Here is a 16,651-nt window from a genome sequence, read left to right as displayed (position 1 = left end):
GACGAGCTTGCCACGTCTCCAGCCTTGGAGCGGGATGACCAGAGGAAAGCGGCTGATCAGGACATGCTCATTTGCCATGGTGGATCTCGTTGTCGTTGACGAGCTTGTCCCGCTTCCAACCCCGGTGCTGGATATCCAGGTAGAGGCTGTAGAGGGCGGTGAAGGTGGGGAAGAGATTCTGCAGCACGCCGACGGAGTCCTGCTTGGGGGAGAAAACAAAATAGCTCAGGGTCATCAGGCTGCCGAGCACGCTCATGTACCAGAACATCCGGGGTATGACGGGTTTGCCGGCCCGCTTGGAGGCCAGGAACTGCACCAGCCAGCGGCCGCCGAACATCAGCGCCCCGGTGTAGCCGATGAGCTTCCAGCCGGTGACATGCAGGCCGGTCCAGTCGAACCAGGTCAGCTCCATGGAGAGCAGGGCATCGATCATATCAGCCACTCCAACGGCATCGAGAGCAGAGAGTCGATCACTCGAGTGTCTCCCTGACTTCGACCACCTTGGAGCGGCGTTGCAGCCAGCAGACACCGACCACGTCCACCAGCCCGACCCAGAGCCGGTTCCAGACCCCGTATTTGGAGACACCCGCCTGACGTGGCCTGTGGTTGACCGGCCAGGGGGACATGCGGCCCCCCTGGGCCTGGATCAGGGCCGGAATGTAGCGGTGCATGTGGTTGAAGCTGGGCAGGCGCAGATACCAGTCGCGCCGCACCACCTTGAGACCGCAGCCGGTATCCGGGATGCCGTCCCGCAGCAGCAGATCGCGAAAACCGTTGGCCAGCCTGGAGGAGAGTCGCTTGACCCAATCATCCCGACGGTTGACCCGGTGACCGATAAGTCCCACTTGCGCGGGATCCTGCGCGAAGCGGCGCTTGGCCTCCTCCAGCATGGCGGGAATGTCGGCCGGATCGTTCTGACCGTCACCATCCAGCACCACCAGCCAGTCGCCGCGACCGTGACGCACGCCACTGAGCACCGCCATGCTCTGACCGACGGCCCTGGCATGGCGGATCACGCGCAGCCCGGCATAACGCCTCTTCAGATCGCACAGGATGGCATAGCTGTCATCCTCGCTGCCATCGTCCACATAGATCAGCTCGTAGCTGTATTTCCCCGCCAGCGCGGCATCTATCTCGCCGATGAGGGGGGCCAGATTGTCCCGCTCATCCTTGGCGGGCACGACGACAGAGACATCGATTGAATCAAGCATATGAAGTTCCCGACCATGACGAGGAACGCAGTCGCCTCGACCGCTTTCCTCATTAACATTCTCTCGACAAGCTGACTAACATCATGCAAATACAAGGCGTTAGACAGCAAGCGCGGCAGTTTATTGCCCCAAAAGTAATAAATCTATCAATTTGAGTTGTGCCGCGTTCAGAGGGCCTGGTCGCACAACCCCCGGGCTCCCCTTCACACTCACCAAGAGCGCCTTTTTTTCTCTGCCAAAAGTTCCAGACCGTTTTCATCTCTGATGGCCTGACACATAACCAGATGTTCCATCCCCTGGCTGGCGTCCCCCCCATATCGGGCCTATATCTTGCGGATACGAAATTCGAGGTATCCATCATGCAGAGACTCTGCACCTGGGGCTGGGGAGTCCTGCTACTGCTTGCCACTTACACCCATGCCGACGCCTTTCGCCAGGCCCCCAAGGCGATGAGCGCCTTGCGCCAGGGCGCCGCCATGGAGCAGAGCAACCCGCGGCGAGCCATAGCCCACTACTGCACCGCGGCCAGCATGGGCAACCCGGAGGCCTACTATCGCATCGGCCGCCTGCTGGCTCGCGGGCCCCAGGGGATCCGCAGCCCCCGCCACGCCAACGCCTACCTCGCCATGGCCATGCGCCTTGGCAATCAGCAAGCGGCTCGTTACTACAACGAGCGGGTGGGTAATGCCCCCCTGGGCACCTGCGGTATCGGCGGGGGCGGAGGAGGCGCACCCTGGGTACGCCCCAGCACCCCCTTCGATCAGGATAGCTATCTGGCCCGGCAATCCCTCACCAAACAGAAGCTGGCCGTCATGATCCGCCAGGCCGCCCACCGTCACAAGGTCGACCCCCAGCTGGCGCTCGCCATCGCCATCGCCGAGTCCAATCTCAACAGCACAGCCGTCTCCCCCAAGCAGGCGCAAGGGGTCATGCAGCTCATTCCCGAGACCCAGGTGCGCTTCGGCGTTACCCGCCCCTTCGATGCGCAGCAGAACATCCGTGGCGCCATGATCTACCTGAAGTGGCTGGAGAAGCAGTTTGGCCCCGACTGGGTCAGGATCAGCGCCGCCTACAACGCCGGCGAACAGGCCGTGATCCGCCATGGCGGCGTACCGCCCTACCAGGAGACCCAGGAGTATGTGCAACGGGTGCTCTACTACTCGGGGCAGGACCCTGCCAAGAGCACCAGGCAGCCCCGCTGACCCTTGGCATAAGCTGATTCCATGGCTTCTCAAGGTCAGCTGATGAATCCTATCGAGCCAGAGTTAAGGAAGTCTTAAGCCAGCTCGACCCGGAACCTTGATCGGCCATCTGCCAGATGCCAGCCTCTTTTCCTCCCTCTGCCGGAGGGGATCCCGACACTCAATGCCCCCCGGTTGTCCACTTTGCCGCCCTCTTCCCATTGGTTTACAATCGACGGGTTTTTTGGAACCGGGTCGGCCCCTGCCGACCAGGCCCCACCACGACGTCAGTTTGTTGATGCAAAGACATTAAACTGCTGAAAAGGAAGAGAATTAGCCAATGGCTCAATTTATTTACACCATGAACAGGGTCGGCAAGGTCGTGCCGCCCAAGCGTCATATCCTCAAGAACATCTCCCTCTCCTTCTTCCCGGGCGCCAAGATCGGTGTGCTGGGTCTGAACGGCGCCGGTAAATCCACCCTGCTGCGCATCATGGCGGGGATCGACACCGAGATCGAAGGGGAAGCCCGTCCGCAGCCCGGCATCAAGATCGGCTACCTGCCCCAGGAGCCGAAGCTGGATCCGGAGCAGACAGTACGCGAAGCGGTGGAAGAGGCGGTCGGCGAGGTGAAACGCGCCATGGCTCGCCTGGATGAGGTCTATGCGGCCTATGCCGACCCGGATGCGGATTTTGACAAGCTGGCCCGCGAACAGGGCGAGCTGGAAGCCATCATCGCCGCCCAGGGTGGTCACAACATGGAGAACCAGCTGGAGCGCGCGGCCGACGCCCTGCGCCTGCCGGCCTGGGACGCCCAGATCAAGCACCTCTCAGGTGGTGAGCGCCGCCGGGTAGCCCTGTGCCGCCTGCTGCTGGAAAAGCCGGACATGCTGCTGCTGGACGAGCCGACCAACCACCTGGATGCGGAATCCGTGGCCTGGCTGGAGCGCTTCCTGCACGACTATGAAGGCACAGTCGTCGCCATCACCCACGATCGCTACTTCCTCGACAACGTGGCGGGCTGGATCCTGGAGCTGGACCGCGGCGAGGGTATCCCCTGGGAAGGCAACTACTCCTCCTGGCTGGAGCAAAAAGACGCCCGTCTGGCTCAGGAAGCCAGCTCGGAAGCGGCCCGTCGCAAGTCCATCGAGAAAGAGCTGGAGTGGGTGCGTCAGAACCCGAAAGGCCGTCAGGCCAAGTCAAAGGCCCGTATGGCTCGCTTCGAGGAGCTCAACACCAACGACTACCAGAAACGCAACGAGACCAACGAGCTGTTCATTCCGCCCGGACCCCGTCTCGGCGACAAGGTGGTCGAGGTTGCGAACCTCTGCAAGTCCTATGGTGACAGGCAGCTGATCGACGATCTCTCCTTCGCCATTCCGAGGGGGGCCATAGTCGGCATCATAGGTCCGAACGGCGCTGGTAAATCCACCCTGTTCCGCATGATGTCGGGCCAGGAGCAGCCGGACTCCGGCACCATCACCCTGGGCGATACCGTAGTGCTGGCCTCCGTGGATCAGTTCCGCGACAGCATGAACGACAAGAAGACGGTGTTCGAAGAGGTCGCCGACGGCCAGGATATCCTGCGCATCGGCAACTACGAGTTCCCGAGCCGTGCCTACATTGGTCGCTTCAACTTCAAGGGCGCCGATCAGCAGAAGCGGGTCGGCGAGCTCTCCGGTGGCGAGCGCGGCCGTCTGCACCTGGCCAAGCTGCTGCAGACCGGCGGCAACGTGCTGCTGCTGGATGAACCGACCAACGATCTGGACATCGAAACCCTGCGCGCCCTCGAGAACGCCCTGCTGGAGTTCCCGGGCTGTGCCATGGTCATCTCCCACGATCGCTGGTTCCTCGACCGTATCGCCACCCACATCCTGGACTACCAGGACGAGGGCAAGATTGCCTTCTTCGAGGGCAACTTCACCGAATACGAAGAGTGGAAGAAGAAGACCTATGGCGCCGATGCGGTTCAGCCACACCGCGCCAAGTACAAACGCATTACCAAGTAATTGCGTCTGGCGATGGAGTGAGGCGGACCAACCGCACAGCTCCAGATAGACAAGCGCATCGCCCCATCGGGGTGATTGCAACGTCACAAGGGGAGCCCGGGCTCCCCTTTCTCTTGCCTTTTCGCTTACAATCTTCCCGCTTCCCCCTACCGGCACTCACCGATGACCCAGACCAGCGCCCCCCCGAAGAGACTCACCATCCAGATCCGGATCGAACCCGGCTGCCTGGGCCCGGATGGCAAGCGCCACATCGATACCTTCTGCGCTGCGGCCGGCCGTATCTTTGCCGCCATCGAACCCGAACGGGTGAGCTGGGTGCTGCTGCCGCGTCATGACAAGCAGTTGCCCGAACAGGAGTTTTTCATTGAGGGGCGCAAGCTGAGCGAAGAGCAGGCCAGCCTGCTGCTGCAGCGCATGGGGCTGACGCTCGCCACCTTGCAGGAGCACAGCGACGCCGTGCTGGCCCAGCTGGTGGAGCGCTACCTCAAGAGCCTCTGAGGGTCGCCATCGCAGCACAAGCCTCTATCGAACCTTGTTTTTACCTCTCGATGGGCAAACGTTTGAATTTTTACTCTATTCATTGATCCCCCTCGCAGATCCGGGGTTTGTAAACGTCGCGGCCTGTGTAAAAATGTGCGCGCTGTCACGGTATCAGGACGAGTCTGGTCACTCAGTCGCCAGAAACAGGGCCATTTACCCCGCATGGATGGGATTGGCCGTTCGCCTGCTGCTTATTTCACGTCACCCATTGGAATCCAACATGAATCAACAACACCAAGCTGCCAGCCAGGCCGCCGGGCAAGGATTGCTCGAGCGCCTGTTTGCCCTGAAAGGCCATGGCACCACGGCCCGCACCGAGGTCATCGCCGGCATCACCACCTTCCTGACCATGGTCTACATAGTGTTCGTCAACCCGCAGATCCTCTCTGCGGCGGGCATGGACACCCAGGCGGTATTCGTCACTACCTGCCTCATCGCCGGCATCGGCAGCATTCTCATGGGGTTGCTGGCGAACCTGCCCATCGCCCTGGCCCCCGCCATGGGACTGAATGCCTTCTTCGCCTTCGTGGTGGTGGCTGGCATGGGCTACTCCTGGCAGATCGGCATGGGCACCATCTTCTGGGGTGCCTTAGGATTGCTGATTCTCACCCTGCTGCGGGTGCGCTACTGGCTGATTGCCAACATCCCGCTCACCCTGCGGGTCGGCATCACAGCCGGCATAGGCCTGCTCATCGCCCTGCTCGGCCTGCACAACGCAGGCATAGTGGTAGCGAGCCCCGCCACCATGGTGACGGTGGGCGACCTCACCTCACTGCCCTGCCTGCTGGGGCTGCTCGGCTTCTTCCTGATCTGCATCTTCTCCGCCCGCGGCGTGCACTCCGCCGTGCTGATCGCCATAGTGGTCACCACCACCCTGGGCTGGCTGTTCGGCGACGTGACCTTCAAGGGCTTCATCTCTGTGCCGCCGAGCATCACCCCCGTCTTCGGTCAGCTGGACCTGATGGGATCGCTGGACATCAGCCTGGCGGGGATCATCTTCTCCTTCATGCTGGTCAACCTGTTCGACTCTTCCGGCACCCTGATCGGCGTCACCAACCGCGCCAAGCTGGCGGATGACAAAGGTCACTTCCCGCGCATGAAGCAGGCGCTGCTGGTGGACAGCGTGAGCTCGGTCGGCGGCGCCTTTATGGGTACCTCCTCCGTGACGGCGTATATCGAGAGCAGCTCAGGGGTGGCCGTCGGCGGCCGTACCGGCCTGACCGCCATAGTGGTCGGCATCCTCTTCCTGCTGGCGATCTTCTTCTCCCCAGTCGCCGCCATGGTGCCGGCGTACGCCGCTGCGGGGGCCCTTATCTACGTGGGCGTGCTGATGTGCTCCGAGCTGACCCGGGTCAAGTGGGAAGACCTGACCGAAGCGGTTCCGGCCTTCATGACAGCGGTGATGATGCCGTTCAGCTTCTCCATCACAGAGGGGATAGCCGTGGGCTTCATCTCCTACTGCGTGATGAAGGCGGGCACCGGCCGCTGGCGCGAGATCAACCCTTGCGTGCTGGTAGTAGCCCTGCTGTTCGTGCTCAAGTTCGTCTGGGTCGACAGCCACTAACCCCGGCTTGCGCACACAAAAATGCCCGTCATCGACGGGCATTTTTTATGGCTGGCAAAAGGCAAGGTTCAACGGATGCCGCGGGCCTCGCGGATCCACTCCCAGGCCTGCTGGATCTCCTGGGTCTTCTCCTTGGCCATCTCCATCATCTCGGGCGGCAACCCCTTGGCGGCCAGCTTGTCCGGGTGATGCTTGCTCATCTCCTTGCGATAGGCGCGCTTGATCTCCTGATCGCTGTCGCTCTCGCTCACCCCCAGCAACTGGTAGGCATCCTTGAGGCGATCCTGGGAGGGGGCCTCCTGCCGGTATTGCTGCCCTTGCCCACCCTGCTGCTGGCGGTGGAAGAAGTTCATCTGCGCCTCGGCCATCGCCAGGATCCGCCCCAGCTCGATACGGCTGAAGCCGAGCTCGTCCGCTATGGTCTGCAATATGGCGCGCTCGTTGGCCTCCACCTTGCCATCGGCAAAGGCGGCCTGCAGCTGCACTTCGAGGAAGAAACGCAAGATGTCGCGCTGCCCCAGACTGGCACGGCGGAATTCCGCCAGGGTTTCCCGCAGCGGGAAATCGCTCTCCTTGCCCTGGCGGAACGACTCCTGGGCCCGCACCCGCTGCTCGCCGGACAGGCGCATCCTGTCCATCAGGCTGGAGGCGACCCGGATCTCGTGCTCGGTGACCTGACCGCTCGCCTTGGCGATGTGGCCCATGACGGCGAAGGTGGCGTGGAAGAAGACCGCCTGCTGCTGCTGGCTGGGGGCACGCTGGAACGCCCCCCGAATGCCCATGCCCCGATCGAAGCGGTGGCCGATCCAGAGGCCAAGCAGGGCGCCGAAGATGTTGCCGAGCAGAAAACCGAAGAAGGCGCCAAGCACCTTACCCCAAATACGCATGGTTCAAGACCTCGTGATGTTAATGAGTGCCGGCAAGCAGCTGGTCATCCAGCTCGCGCAACCGATCGACGGTGCCTATGTCACGCCATTCGCCGGTCAGCAGGCTGCCACCGACCCGGCCTTGCGCCATCCAGTCGCGCAGCAGGGGTGCCAGCTTGCGGGCACCGCAAGGCAGGGAGACAAAAGCCGCCGGGTGATAGAGGCCGACGCCGCTGAAGGTCAGGGCCGGCGCATCCAGCACCCGGCCGCCTTGCAGGGAGAAATCCCCCTGAGGGTGCTGGGGCGGATTGGGCACCAGCCAGAGATGGGCCAGGTCATCCGCCAGCGACTGATTCACCAGAGCGCCATAATCCCCGTCAATCCAGGTATCGCCATTGATCACCAGAAAGGGTTCTGGGCCCAGCAGGGGCAATGCCTGCACTATGCCGCCCGCGGTCTCGAGGGCGCTCTCCTCCGCCGACCACAGGATCTCGACCCCGAACTGGCGGCCATCGCCGAGCGCCTCCACCAGCTTGTGGCCGAGCCAGGCGTGGTTGATCACAAGCCGGGTCACCCCGGCCGCCTTGAGCTTCTCGATGTGGTGGACGATGAGGGGCTTGCCCCCCACCGCCAGCAGCGGCTTGGGCAGCAGGTCGGTGAGCGGGCGCATCCGCTCCCCACGACCCGCGGCCAGGATCATCGCCTTCATGAGGCCACCCCGGTGCGTGCCAGACCGGGCAGCACCACCTGCTCCAGCCACAGGCCGAAGCGGGCCAGCACCGGATGCTCGGCACCATGGGTGTGGCAGACATCCACCACATAGCCCAGGGTGCGGGGGATGTCCTTGAGGTAGCCGGACTTGCCGTCGCGATGGTAGAGACGGGTGAAGAGGCCGGCCGCCTTCAGGTGGCGCTGCATGCCGGTCAGGTCGGCGTGACGACGGAAGCTGGCATAATCGAGCCCGCCGAGCAGGCCCGCCCGGCTCAGGGTGTCGAAGCCATGGCCCATGCCCTGTTCGATCACTTCATCGGGCCAACGCACGTAACAGTCTTTCAGCAGGGAGACCAGGTCGTAGCTCAGCGGCCCCATAACCATGTCCTGGAAGTCGATGACGGCAAGTCGGCTGTCGTCCGGCGTATCGCCGCCGCACACCATCAGGTTGCGGCTGTGGAAGTCTCTGTGCATCACCCCCTGGGGCTGAGCCAGGTTGTTCTCGGTTAGGCAGGCGAACATCTCGTCCAGCAGTTGCTGTTCGGTCTCGTCGAGAATCAGGTTCAGGTGATGACCCAGCAGCCACTCGGGGAAGATGGCATTCTCGCGCGCCATGAAGGCATCGTCGAAGGGCTCGAGCGACAGCCCGACCGCTCCCAGCCGGGGCAGCAGCCCTATGGCCTTGTCATACCAGGCCAGCACGTTGCCATCGTTCAGGCAGCCGATAAGCTGGGTATCGCCAAGGTCACTGACCGCCAGCAGGCCCTGCTCGTAGTCCACCGCCCTGACCTCGGGAGCCAGCAGCCCCACGGCGTGCAGGGCGGCCGCATTGCGAACGAATTCATGATTTTTTTCGGTTTTCGGATTAGCATCCACCCACACCAGGCCACCACCACGGAAGTAGCGGCGGAAACTGGCGTCACCGGAGATCAGGGTCAACTGGAGGTTGGCATCACCGGTAATCCGGCGTGCCCATTGCAATAGCAGGGAAGTGCGATCGTGCATGAGTCGGGAACCAAATTGGAAAGCAGCACTTGGCTGTTAGCCCTGGCCGCAATAATGCTTTATCATTGCCGGCTAACATAAAGCAATGACATGCAATGTCAACTCGATGGATCCTGACATAAAATGCATGCCCTGAATCAACCGTTTTTACTACGGATTGCGCGAGCCCTTCACATGACAAAATGGACACTGGGGTCTTCTTATCCCATCGCCCTGACCATCAGCCTTGTTCCTGCCCTGAGTCCGCTCACGGTCCAGGCGGCGCCCCTCAACGCGCCACCGGCCACCGGGATCCTCAACAGCCTCTGCTATGACTATGTCCCCAAGGTCGAGAAACCCAGCGCGAGTCAGGACGCCAATGCCCAGCCCGTCGAAGTGGATGCCGATCGCCTGGAGGCCAAGCAGGGCGGTACCGCCGTCTATGAAGGTGACGTCAAGGTTCGTCAGGGCGTGCGCAAATTTGACTCCGACTACGCCCAGCTCGATCAGAAGAGCCGGGATGTCATCGCCATCGGCAACATCTATTACAACGATGGCCAGATTACTGTCACCAGCGACAAGACCCTCAAATCCAACCTGGACACCAAGAACTCCGAGCTGGAAGAGGGCAAGTATCAGGTGCATGGCTCACCGGTGCGCGGCTTCGCCGAGAAAGTCACCATGACCAACAACAACCAGAACATCACCCTGGAGGGCGCCCAGTACACTACCTGTCCCCCGGGTCAGGAAGCCTGGACCCTGAAAGCCGGCAGCATAGATATCGATCAGTCCGAGGTGTTCGGGGAAGCCTGGAACGCCAGCCTCTGGCTCTATGATTATCCGGTCTTCTATTTCCCCTATATCAACTTCCCCATCAAGGATGAGCGCAAGACCGGCCTGCTCTACCCCGGCTATACCCAAAGCTCCAAGAACGGCATGGACATCACCCAGCCGTTCTACTGGAACATAGCCCCCAACTACGACTCGACCATCACCTCCCGCTTCATGGACAGACGGGGCCTGATGGAGCAGGTCGAGTTCCGCTACATGCCGGATCCGGCCCACGTGGGCAGCCTCTATTTCGAAAATCTGGCGGACGACAAGCAGTACGACGAGACGGACAGCCTCAACGACTACCTGTCCGACGGGCATCGCTATCTGCTCAACGCCCGCCACACCTCCATGTTCATGGACAACGCCCTGCGAGTGTCGGTGGACTACACCAAGGTGCGGGATCGGGACTACAACTACTTCAACGACTTCTCCCCCAGCGTGGGCACCCAGGTCGACAACCAGTTGCAGCAGTCCCTCACGGCCGGCTACTTCCAGCAGAACTGGAACCTCAATGCCGAGGTGCGCACCTACCAAATTCTGCTGGCCAGCGCCCAGCAGCCCCACGAGCTGATGCCGCGCATCAACCACAACTACTACCAGCAGGGCAGCTGGTACGATCTGGCCTGGAGCACAGAGCTGACCAACTTTGGCTACAACAACGACCAGGCAGTCCAGCAGAACCAGGGAGAGGCCTATACCGGCACCCGTGTCTACACGGCGCCCACCCTGACCATACCGCTCATCGACGAAGCCGGCTACTTCCTCGACAGCCAGTACAAGCTGATGTACACCCGTTACGATCAGACGGTGCCGGATGACATGAGCAGCACCTTCACCAACAGGTTCACTCCGCAAGGTGGGGGGGATGTCACCCTGGAAGAGGGCATCATCACCCGGGTTCTGCCCTCGTTTCGCCTCAAGGGCGGCATGACCTTCGAGCGCAACCAGCAATGGTTCGGCGAAGGGGCCAGCCAGACCCTGGAGCCTGAGTTCCAGTACCTCTATGTGCCCTACAAGGATCAGGACAACATAGGTGTCTACGACTCCACCACCATGCGCCAGGACTACTACAGCCTGTTCAGCGACCGTCGCTTCGCCGGCCTGGATCGCATCAGCGACTCCAACCGGCTCTCGGTCGGCGTCACCACCCGCATCTATGATCCGGCCGGCGATGAACGAATTCGGCTGGCCGTTGCCCAAGCCTTCGACTTCGTGGCCCCCAGGGTCAAGCTCTACTCCAGCGACGCGCTGAGCACCAATACCCGCTCCCCGCTCTCGTTCGAGGGAGACGCCAAGATCAACGAGCAGTGGTATGCCCATGCCGGGGCGCAATATGACCTGGAGCAGCGTCAGATAAGCTCCTCCAACAGCGCCCTGGAGTACCGCCACGAGAAGCTGATCAGCCAGTTGAGCCACCGCTTCGTGCGGGACGCCAACTACGACCTGGATCGCAAGGGCGAGGTGACGGATCTCAACCAGATCGGCCTGCTGTTGACCACACCGCTCAACGATCAGTGGCACCTCTATGGCGGCTACTATCAGGAGCTCGACCAGAACGTCAAAGTTGACCGCAAGGTGGGTCTGAAATATGACTCCTGCTGCTGGAGCATCAACTTCAACCTGGAGTGGGTCAATACGCCGGACAACGTGAACCTGGCCCCGACGTCCGAGCGCAGCCTCGGCATTCAATTTGAAATGAAAGGATTGGGTAGCGTGGGTACCGGCTCCAAGGGTACCTCCCTTGACACCGAAGCACTGCCTTACATTCGTCCGTTTAACCTGCGAGACCAATAACGGGTCTGGCAAACGCCTTGAGAGATGGATATGAAGAAGACGTTGATTTCCCTGCTGACCGCAGGCCTGTTTGGAGTCATGAGCCAGGGCGCCCTCGCCGCGCCCGAGCTGGTGGACAAGGTGCTTGCCGTGGTCAACAAGGACGTGGTGCTGGCCAGTCAGCAGGAGGCCCTGGTGCAGAAGGTGAAAGCCTCTGCCCAGGAGAGTGGCCAATCCCTGCCCGATGACGTCACCCTGCGCAAGCAGGCGCTGGATCGTCTGATCCAGGAGAGCCTGCAGCTGCAACTGGCGGATCGCCAGGGGCTCAAGATCAGTGATACCCAGCTGGAGCAGGCCATCCAGAGCATAGCCGCCGACAACAAGATGAACCTGGAGCAGCTCCGTGCCCAGCTCGAACGGGAAGGGCTGACCTATGCCCAGTACCGGGAAGAGGTGCGCCGCGAGATCCTGATGAACGAGGTACGTCGCAGCCAGGTACGCCGCCGCATCAACATCTCCGAGCAGGAGGTGAAGCAGGTGGTCGAGGCGCTGAGCAAGCAGGGTCAGCAACAGACCGAATACCACGTCGGCCACATCCAGGTTGCCCTGCCTGACAACCCGAGCGCCGAGCAGCTCAACGCCGCCAAGGCCAAGATAGAGCGCATCCTTGCCGCCCTGAAGGAAGGGGCAGATTTCCGCAAGCTGGCCATCGCAGAGAGTAACGGTCCCAAGGCCCTGGAAGGGGGGGACTGGGGCTGGATGAGCCCGCAGGAGATGCCCACCCTGATGTCCGAGGCGGTACAGGGCGCCGGCAAGGGTGACATAGTCGGGCCGCTGCGCTCGGGCGCCGGTCTGCACATCATCAAGGTCTTCGACACCAAGGGTCAGCAGCAAGTGATGCAGACCGAGGTGAAGGCCCGCCACATCCTGATCAAGCCCTCCATCATACTGAGCGAGGAGAAGGCCAAGGGAACCCTGGACGGCATTCTGCACGACATCAAGAGCGGCAAGGCCAGTTTCGCCAGCATGGCGGAGAAGTACTCCGAAGATCCGGGCTCTGCGGTGCAGGGTGGCGAGCTGGGCTGGTCCGATCCCAACGTCTATGTGCCTGAGTTCCGCGACATGGTCAACCGCCTGCAACCGGGCCAGATCAGCGAGCCCTTCCGTACCAGCCACGGCTGGCACATAGTGCAGCTGGAAGATCGCCGCAGCCAGGACGCCACCGGCAAGGCCCAGGAGCAGCGCGCCTATCAGCTCATCTTCAACCGCCGCTTCACCGAAGAGTCCCAGGCCTGGCTGGATGAGCTGCGCGACGAAGCCTACATCCAGATCGAACCCAATTAATGGGCGATGAGCAGATGAACAGCCATCGCCTTGCCATCACGCCGGGTGAGCCCGCCGGCATAGGCCCGGACCTGGTGCTGCAGATAGCCCAGCGGGACTGGCCGCACCAGCTGGTGGTGATCGCCGACCCGGCGCTGCTGCGCGAGCGCGCCGCCCTGCTGGGGCTGCCCATCGAGCTGGAACCCTATGATGCCGCTGCCCCCGTGAGGGGTCAGCGGGCGGGAACCCTGACGGTGTGTGCCGTTCCCCTCGGTGCCCCCGTGGTGCCGGGCGAGCTCGACGAGGGCAATGGCGCCTATGTGCTGGCCACCCTGCAGCGCGCCTGCGACGGCAACCTGAGCGGCGAATTCGCCGCCGTGGTGACAGGTCCGGTACACAAGGGGATCATCAATCAGGCGGGCGTCTCGTTCAGCGGCCACACCGAATTCTTTGCCCAGCAGTCAGACACCGCCGACGTGGTGATGCTGCTGGCCACCGAAGGGCTGCGGGTAGCGCTGGCGACCACCCACATTCCCCTCGCCTACGTGGCCATGGCCATCACGCAGGATCGCCTTGCCAAGGTGATCCGCATCCTGGATGCGGATCTCAAGGGCAAGTTCGGCATAGCACACCCCAGAATTTATGTCTGCGGCCTCAACCCCCATGCCGGGGAAGGGGGCCATCTCGGCCGTGAAGAGATCGACGTGATCGAACCCGCCCTGGCCAGTCTGCGCCAGGAAGGGATAGACCTGGTCGGCCCCTTGCCTGCCGATACCCTGTTCCAGGAGAAATACCTCAAGGATGCGGATGCGGTACTCGCCATGTACCACGACCAGGGGCTGCCGGTGCTCAAATACAAGGGCTTTGGCAACTCGGTCAACATCACCCTCGGACTTCCTTTCATCCGTACTTCGGTGGATCACGGCACAGCGCTGGATCTGGCAGGCAAGGGCCTGGCAGACTCGGGCAGCCTGATCACCGCGATTAACCACGCCATCCAGATGGTAGAGAAAAAAAGATATGAGCAGTAAGGTGCAGAGCAACAAGGTGCACATGGGCCACACGGCCCGTAAGCGTTTCGGTCAGAACTTCTTGCACGACCGTTATGTGATCGATCAGATAGTCGCCGCCATCAACCCGCAGCCGGGTCAGAACCTGGTGGAGATAGGCCCGGGTCTGGCGGCACTGACCGAACCGGTCGCCTCCCAGATGGACAAGATGACAGTGGTCGAGCTTGACCGGGATCTGGCGGCTCGCCTGCGCGAGCACCCGACCCTCAAGGACAAGCTGACGGTGATCGAGGCCGACGCCATGCGCTTCGACTTCGGCACCCTGATGGGAGAAGGCAAACCGCCCCTGCGCATCTTCGGCAACCTGCCCTACAACATCTCCACCCCGCTCATCTTCCACCTGTGCGAGTTCGCCGACCGGGTGGAGGACATGCACTTCATGCTGCAAAAGGAAGTGGTATTGCGGATGTGCGCAGGCCCGGGCAGCAAGGCCTATGGCCGCCTGAGCGTCATGGTCCAGTACTACTGCCAGGTGATCCCGGTACTGGAAGTGGGCCCGGGTGCCTTCAAGCCGGCCCCCAAGGTGGACTCGGCCGTGGTGCGACTGGTGCCACACAAGAACCCGACCATAGTCGCGAAGGATCTGCGCTGCCTGAGCCGGGTCTGCACCGAGGGCTTCGGCCAGCGTCGCAAGACCATCCGCAACAGCTTCTCCAACTTCATCACAGACGCTCAGCTGACCGAGCTTGGCATAGATGGCAACCTGCGTCCGGAGAACCTCTCCCTCGAGCAGTTCGTCATGATAGCCAACTGGCTGGCCGATCAGCAGCAGGCCTGATCCCATGGCATCCCCCCGGATAGTGGTTCGCCCGCACCCCAGCTATGTGGCGGGCACCGAGGATCCTTACCATTTTCTCTATCTCATCGAGATAGAGAATCTGGGGCCGGGCAAGGTGCAGCTGCTGCACCGGCGCTGGCTCATCACGGATGCCAATGGCAAGATGCTGGAAGTGGAAGGTCCCGGGGTCGTGGGCGAGCAGCCCTTCATCGCCCCCGGCGAGACCTTCAGCTATCAGAGTGGCGTACCGCTGGCCACCCCCTTAGGCGTGATGGAAGGCAGTTACACCCTGCAAGACGAATCGGGGCAGCAGTTTGAGGCCCCCATAGCCCCTTTCACACTGGCCGTTCCCAACATTATCAACTGAGGTTTCATGGCGAATTGTTTCGTCGGTGATATCCAGGGCTGCTACGACGATCTGCGCCGTCTGCTGGATCTTGCCGAATTCGACCCCGACAACGACACCCTCTGGCTATGCGGCGACTTGGTCGCCCGCGGACCGGACTCTCTCAACACCCTGCGCTTCGTCAAGTCACTGGGAAGCCGCGCCGTGACCGTGCTCGGCAACCACGATCTGCACCTGCTGGCGGTGGCTCATGGGGTCGCCCCCCTCAAGAAGAAAGACAAGCTGCAGGCCCTGATGGAGGCCCCGGATCGGGACGAGCTGCTGGAGTGGCTGCGCCACCGTCCCCTGCTGGCGGAGCACCCGGAGCTGCCCATCATGATGGTCCATGCCGGTCTCTCTCCGGCCTGGGATGCCCACACGGCACGCAGTTGCGCCCGCGAGGTGGAGACGCTGCTGCGCGGCGATCAGTACAGCTGGCTGCTGCACAACATGTATGGCGATCAGCCCGATACTTGGGGCGAAAATCTGCTGGGGATAGAGCGCTACCGCTACATCATCAACAGCTTCACCCGGATGCGCTTCTGCTACTTCGACGGCCGACTCGACTTCAAGTGCAAGAAGGGACCCACGGAGTCCACCCCTGGCCTGCGCCCCTGGTTCGAGCAGCGGGAGCACCACGTGGACGATCCCATACTGGTGTTCGGCCACTGGGCGGCCCTGATGGGCGCCACCGGCAAGGCGGACATCAAGGGGCTGGACACCGGCTGCGTCTGGGGCAACAGCCTCACTATGTGGCGGTATGAAGACGACGCCCTGATAGCGACCCCCTGCCCCGCTTACGCCAAATAAGCCGTCGGTGCAGCCGCCCAGCCAGCACCGAGTTAGGCGATAGACGGACAATAAAACGGGCCCGGCATTGCCGGGCCCGTGCTTTATGGGGTGAGGTAGCGGCTTACAGCTTGCGCCCCAGCCGTTTCTCGACCTGGCGTCGCTCCCAGTCGGGCCCGAACAGCTTGAACGGCTGGAACAGGTTGATGGCGTGGGACATCAGGCCCAGCCCCCAGCCCAGCATGGGCCACCAGGCCCAGATATAGTCCGGGTTGCTCAGGTAGTTGATGACAAACAGACCCCCTATCACCAGCACATAGCTGATGAGGTGGCCGTAGAAGCCTTTGAGCCCCTCGACGAACTTCATCGCCTCCCGCTCATCCCTGGCCACATGCACTATCCCCTGACTATCTGTCTCGTTCCCTTTCATCTCGCTCTCCTGCAGTTGAGTCACATCGAGCTCAAAGACGGAGGCCAGGGCCTTGAGGGATTCCAGTCCAGGTTGCTGGCCCTGCTCGATCCGCTGTATGGTGCGGACACTCAAGCCAGTCAGGGTCGCCAACTGATCCTGGGACCAACCCCGTTGCAATCTCAACTTCCTGACGATCATCTCGAACTCCTTGTGGTGACTGAC

16 protein-coding genes are annotated in these 16,651 nt (G+C 62.0%); 10 read left to right on the top strand and 6 right to left on the bottom strand.

Features of this window, described 5'->3' with window-relative positions:
• Window positions 1-67: 67 nt before the first annotated feature.
• Together AB5Y91_RS10970 and AB5Y91_RS10965 are read right to left on the bottom strand one after the other, a co-directional pair.
• The gene (locus AB5Y91_RS10970; RefSeq protein ID WP_111913339.1) at window positions 68-433 is read right to left on the bottom strand and encodes a lipid-A-disaccharide synthase N-terminal domain-containing protein; all 366 of its coding nucleotides are present in this window, start codon (window positions 431-433) and stop codon (window positions 68-70) included.
• Between the two features lie 37 nt (window positions 434-470).
• Window positions 471-1,211, bottom strand: coding sequence for a glycosyltransferase family 2 protein (locus tag AB5Y91_RS10965; protein WP_262111572.1), 741 nt, complete (start codon window positions 1,209-1,211; stop codon window positions 471-473).
• A gap of 356 nt (window positions 1,212-1,567) precedes the next feature.
• Between AB5Y91_RS10965 and AB5Y91_RS10960 the strand changes: the two genes are divergently transcribed.
• The 4 genes from AB5Y91_RS10960 to AB5Y91_RS10945 all read left to right on the top strand — a co-directional run bounded on the left by AB5Y91_RS10960 (window position 1,568) and on the right by AB5Y91_RS10945 (window position 6,504).
• Window positions 1,568-2,413 (top strand): lytic transglycosylase domain-containing protein, encoded by an 846-nt coding sequence (locus AB5Y91_RS10960; protein ID WP_234568415.1) that lies wholly within the window; start codon window positions 1,568-1,570, stop codon window positions 2,411-2,413.
• Between the two features lie 319 nt (window positions 2,414-2,732).
• Window positions 2,733-4,400 (top strand): energy-dependent translational throttle protein EttA, encoded by a 1,668-nt coding sequence (gene ettA, locus AB5Y91_RS10955; protein WP_368169793.1) that lies wholly within the window; start codon window positions 2,733-2,735, stop codon window positions 4,398-4,400.
• Between the two features lie 162 nt (window positions 4,401-4,562).
• Window positions 4,563-4,898: a hypothetical protein gene (locus AB5Y91_RS10950; RefSeq protein ID WP_106885938.1), complete on the top strand. Its 336-nt coding sequence runs from the start codon at window positions 4,563-4,565 to the stop codon at window positions 4,896-4,898.
• Window positions 4,899-5,160: 262 nt separating this feature from the next.
• On the top strand, window positions 5,161-6,504 hold the full coding sequence (locus AB5Y91_RS10945) for an NCS2 family permease (protein ID WP_368169792.1): 1,344 nt from the start codon (window positions 5,161-5,163) through the stop codon (window positions 6,502-6,504).
• Between the two features lie 68 nt (window positions 6,505-6,572).
• On the opposite strand, the gene djlA is transcribed toward AB5Y91_RS10945, so the two are convergent.
• From djlA to AB5Y91_RS10930, 3 genes are read right to left on the bottom strand one after another with little or no spacing between them, the layout of a single operon-like run.
• A complete protein-coding gene (gene djlA / locus AB5Y91_RS10940) occupies window positions 6,573-7,391 on the bottom strand; it encodes a co-chaperone DjlA (RefSeq protein ID WP_234677109.1) in 819 nt (272 codons plus the stop codon).
• Between the two features lie 19 nt (window positions 7,392-7,410).
• Window positions 7,411-8,079 carry an N-acetylmuramate alpha-1-phosphate uridylyltransferase MurU gene (gene murU, locus AB5Y91_RS10935; RefSeq protein ID WP_289983483.1) on the bottom strand — a complete coding sequence of 223 codons (669 nt, stop codon included), beginning with the start codon at window positions 8,077-8,079 and terminating at the stop codon, window positions 7,411-7,413.
• A complete protein-coding gene (locus AB5Y91_RS10930) occupies window positions 8,076-9,086 on the bottom strand; it encodes an aminoglycoside phosphotransferase family protein (RefSeq protein ID WP_368169791.1) in 1,011 nt (336 codons plus the stop codon). Before AB5Y91_RS10930 ends, murU begins: the two co-directional genes overlap by 4 nt.
• Window positions 9,087-9,260: 174 nt before the next feature.
• Between AB5Y91_RS10930 and lptD the strand changes: the two genes are divergently transcribed.
• Genes lptD through AB5Y91_RS10900 form a run of 6 tightly spaced genes read left to right on the top strand, consistent with a single transcriptional unit; the run spans window position 9,261 to window position 16,038 of the window.
• On the top strand, window positions 9,261-11,693 hold the full coding sequence (gene lptD / locus AB5Y91_RS10925) for an LPS assembly protein LptD (RefSeq protein WP_111913716.1): 2,433 nt from the start codon (window positions 9,261-9,263) through the stop codon (window positions 11,691-11,693).
• Window positions 11,694-11,723: 30 nt separating this feature from the next.
• Window positions 11,724-13,016 carry a peptidylprolyl isomerase SurA gene (surA, locus tag AB5Y91_RS10920; RefSeq protein WP_368169790.1) on the top strand — a complete coding sequence of 431 codons (1,293 nt, stop codon included), beginning with the start codon at window positions 11,724-11,726 and terminating at the stop codon, window positions 13,014-13,016.
• A gap of 14 nt (window positions 13,017-13,030) precedes the next feature.
• On the top strand, window positions 13,031-14,026 hold the full coding sequence (pdxA, locus tag AB5Y91_RS10915; protein ID WP_368169789.1) for a 4-hydroxythreonine-4-phosphate dehydrogenase PdxA: 996 nt from the start codon (window positions 13,031-13,033) through the stop codon (window positions 14,024-14,026).
• A complete protein-coding gene (rsmA, locus tag AB5Y91_RS10910) occupies window positions 14,016-14,843 on the top strand; it encodes a 16S rRNA (adenine(1518)-N(6)/adenine(1519)-N(6))-dimethyltransferase RsmA (protein WP_043130439.1) in 828 nt (275 codons plus the stop codon). Before pdxA ends, rsmA begins: the two co-directional genes overlap by 11 nt.
• Before the next feature lie 4 nt (window positions 14,844-14,847).
• Window positions 14,848-15,210 carry a Co2+/Mg2+ efflux protein ApaG gene (apaG, locus tag AB5Y91_RS10905; RefSeq protein WP_171276776.1) on the top strand — a complete coding sequence of 121 codons (363 nt, stop codon included), beginning with the start codon at window positions 14,848-14,850 and terminating at the stop codon, window positions 15,208-15,210.
• A gap of 6 nt (window positions 15,211-15,216) precedes the next feature.
• Window positions 15,217-16,038 carry a symmetrical bis(5'-nucleosyl)-tetraphosphatase gene (locus AB5Y91_RS10900; protein WP_368169788.1) on the top strand — a complete coding sequence of 274 codons (822 nt, stop codon included), beginning with the start codon at window positions 15,217-15,219 and terminating at the stop codon, window positions 16,036-16,038.
• A gap of 103 nt (window positions 16,039-16,141) precedes the next feature.
• Here AB5Y91_RS10900 and AB5Y91_RS10895 read toward each other — a convergent pair whose 3' ends face one another.
• A complete protein-coding gene (locus AB5Y91_RS10895) occupies window positions 16,142-16,627 on the bottom strand; it encodes a 2TM domain-containing protein (protein WP_368169787.1) in 486 nt (161 codons plus the stop codon).
• Window positions 16,628-16,651 lie beyond the last annotated feature (24 nt).

The sequence above is a fragment of the Aeromonas sp. R4-3 genome (assembly GCF_040908275.1).
Lineage (GTDB): Bacteria > Pseudomonadota > Gammaproteobacteria > Enterobacterales > Aeromonadaceae > Aeromonas > Aeromonas rivipollensis.
Note: the sequence above shows the minus strand (reverse complement) of the source record. Positions and strands in the feature narration are given on the sequence as shown.

Bases quoted from the DNA above. Each gene is read 5' to 3' on its own strand.
- AB5Y91_RS10970 (WP_111913339.1), bottom strand. From the start codon at position 433: ATGATCGATGCCCTGCTCTCCATGGAGCTGACCTGGTTCGACTGGACC.
- AB5Y91_RS10965 (WP_262111572.1), bottom strand. From the start codon at position 1,211: ATGCTTGATTCAATCGATGTCTCTGTCGTCGTGCCCGCCAAGGATGAG.
- ettA (WP_368169793.1), top strand. From the start codon at position 2,733: ATGGCTCAATTTATTTACACCATGAACAGGGTCGGCAAGGTCGTGCCG.
- AB5Y91_RS10950 (WP_106885938.1), top strand. From the start codon at position 4,563: ATGACCCAGACCAGCGCCCCCCCGAAGAGACTCACCATCCAGATCCGG.
- AB5Y91_RS10945 (WP_368169792.1), top strand. From the start codon at position 5,161: ATGAATCAACAACACCAAGCTGCCAGCCAGGCCGCCGGGCAAGGATTG.
- djlA (WP_234677109.1), bottom strand. From the start codon at position 7,391: ATGCGTATTTGGGGTAAGGTGCTTGGCGCCTTCTTCGGTTTTCTGCTC.
- murU (WP_289983483.1), bottom strand. From the start codon at position 8,079: ATGAAGGCGATGATCCTGGCCGCGGGTCGTGGGGAGCGGATGCGCCCG.
- AB5Y91_RS10930 (WP_368169791.1), bottom strand. From the start codon at position 9,086: ATGCACGATCGCACTTCCCTGCTATTGCAATGGGCACGCCGGATTACC.
- lptD (WP_111913716.1), top strand. From the start codon at position 9,261: ATGACAAAATGGACACTGGGGTCTTCTTATCCCATCGCCCTGACCATC.
- surA (WP_368169790.1), top strand. From the start codon at position 11,724: ATGAAGAAGACGTTGATTTCCCTGCTGACCGCAGGCCTGTTTGGAGTC.
- pdxA (WP_368169789.1), top strand. From the start codon at position 13,031: ATGAACAGCCATCGCCTTGCCATCACGCCGGGTGAGCCCGCCGGCATA.
- rsmA (WP_043130439.1), top strand. From the start codon at position 14,016: ATGAGCAGTAAGGTGCAGAGCAACAAGGTGCACATGGGCCACACGGCC.
- apaG (WP_171276776.1), top strand. From the start codon at position 14,848: ATGGCATCCCCCCGGATAGTGGTTCGCCCGCACCCCAGCTATGTGGCG.
- AB5Y91_RS10900 (WP_368169788.1), top strand. From the start codon at position 15,217: ATGGCGAATTGTTTCGTCGGTGATATCCAGGGCTGCTACGACGATCTG.
- AB5Y91_RS10895 (WP_368169787.1), bottom strand. From the start codon at position 16,627: ATGATCGTCAGGAAGTTGAGATTGCAACGGGGTTGGTCCCAGGATCAG.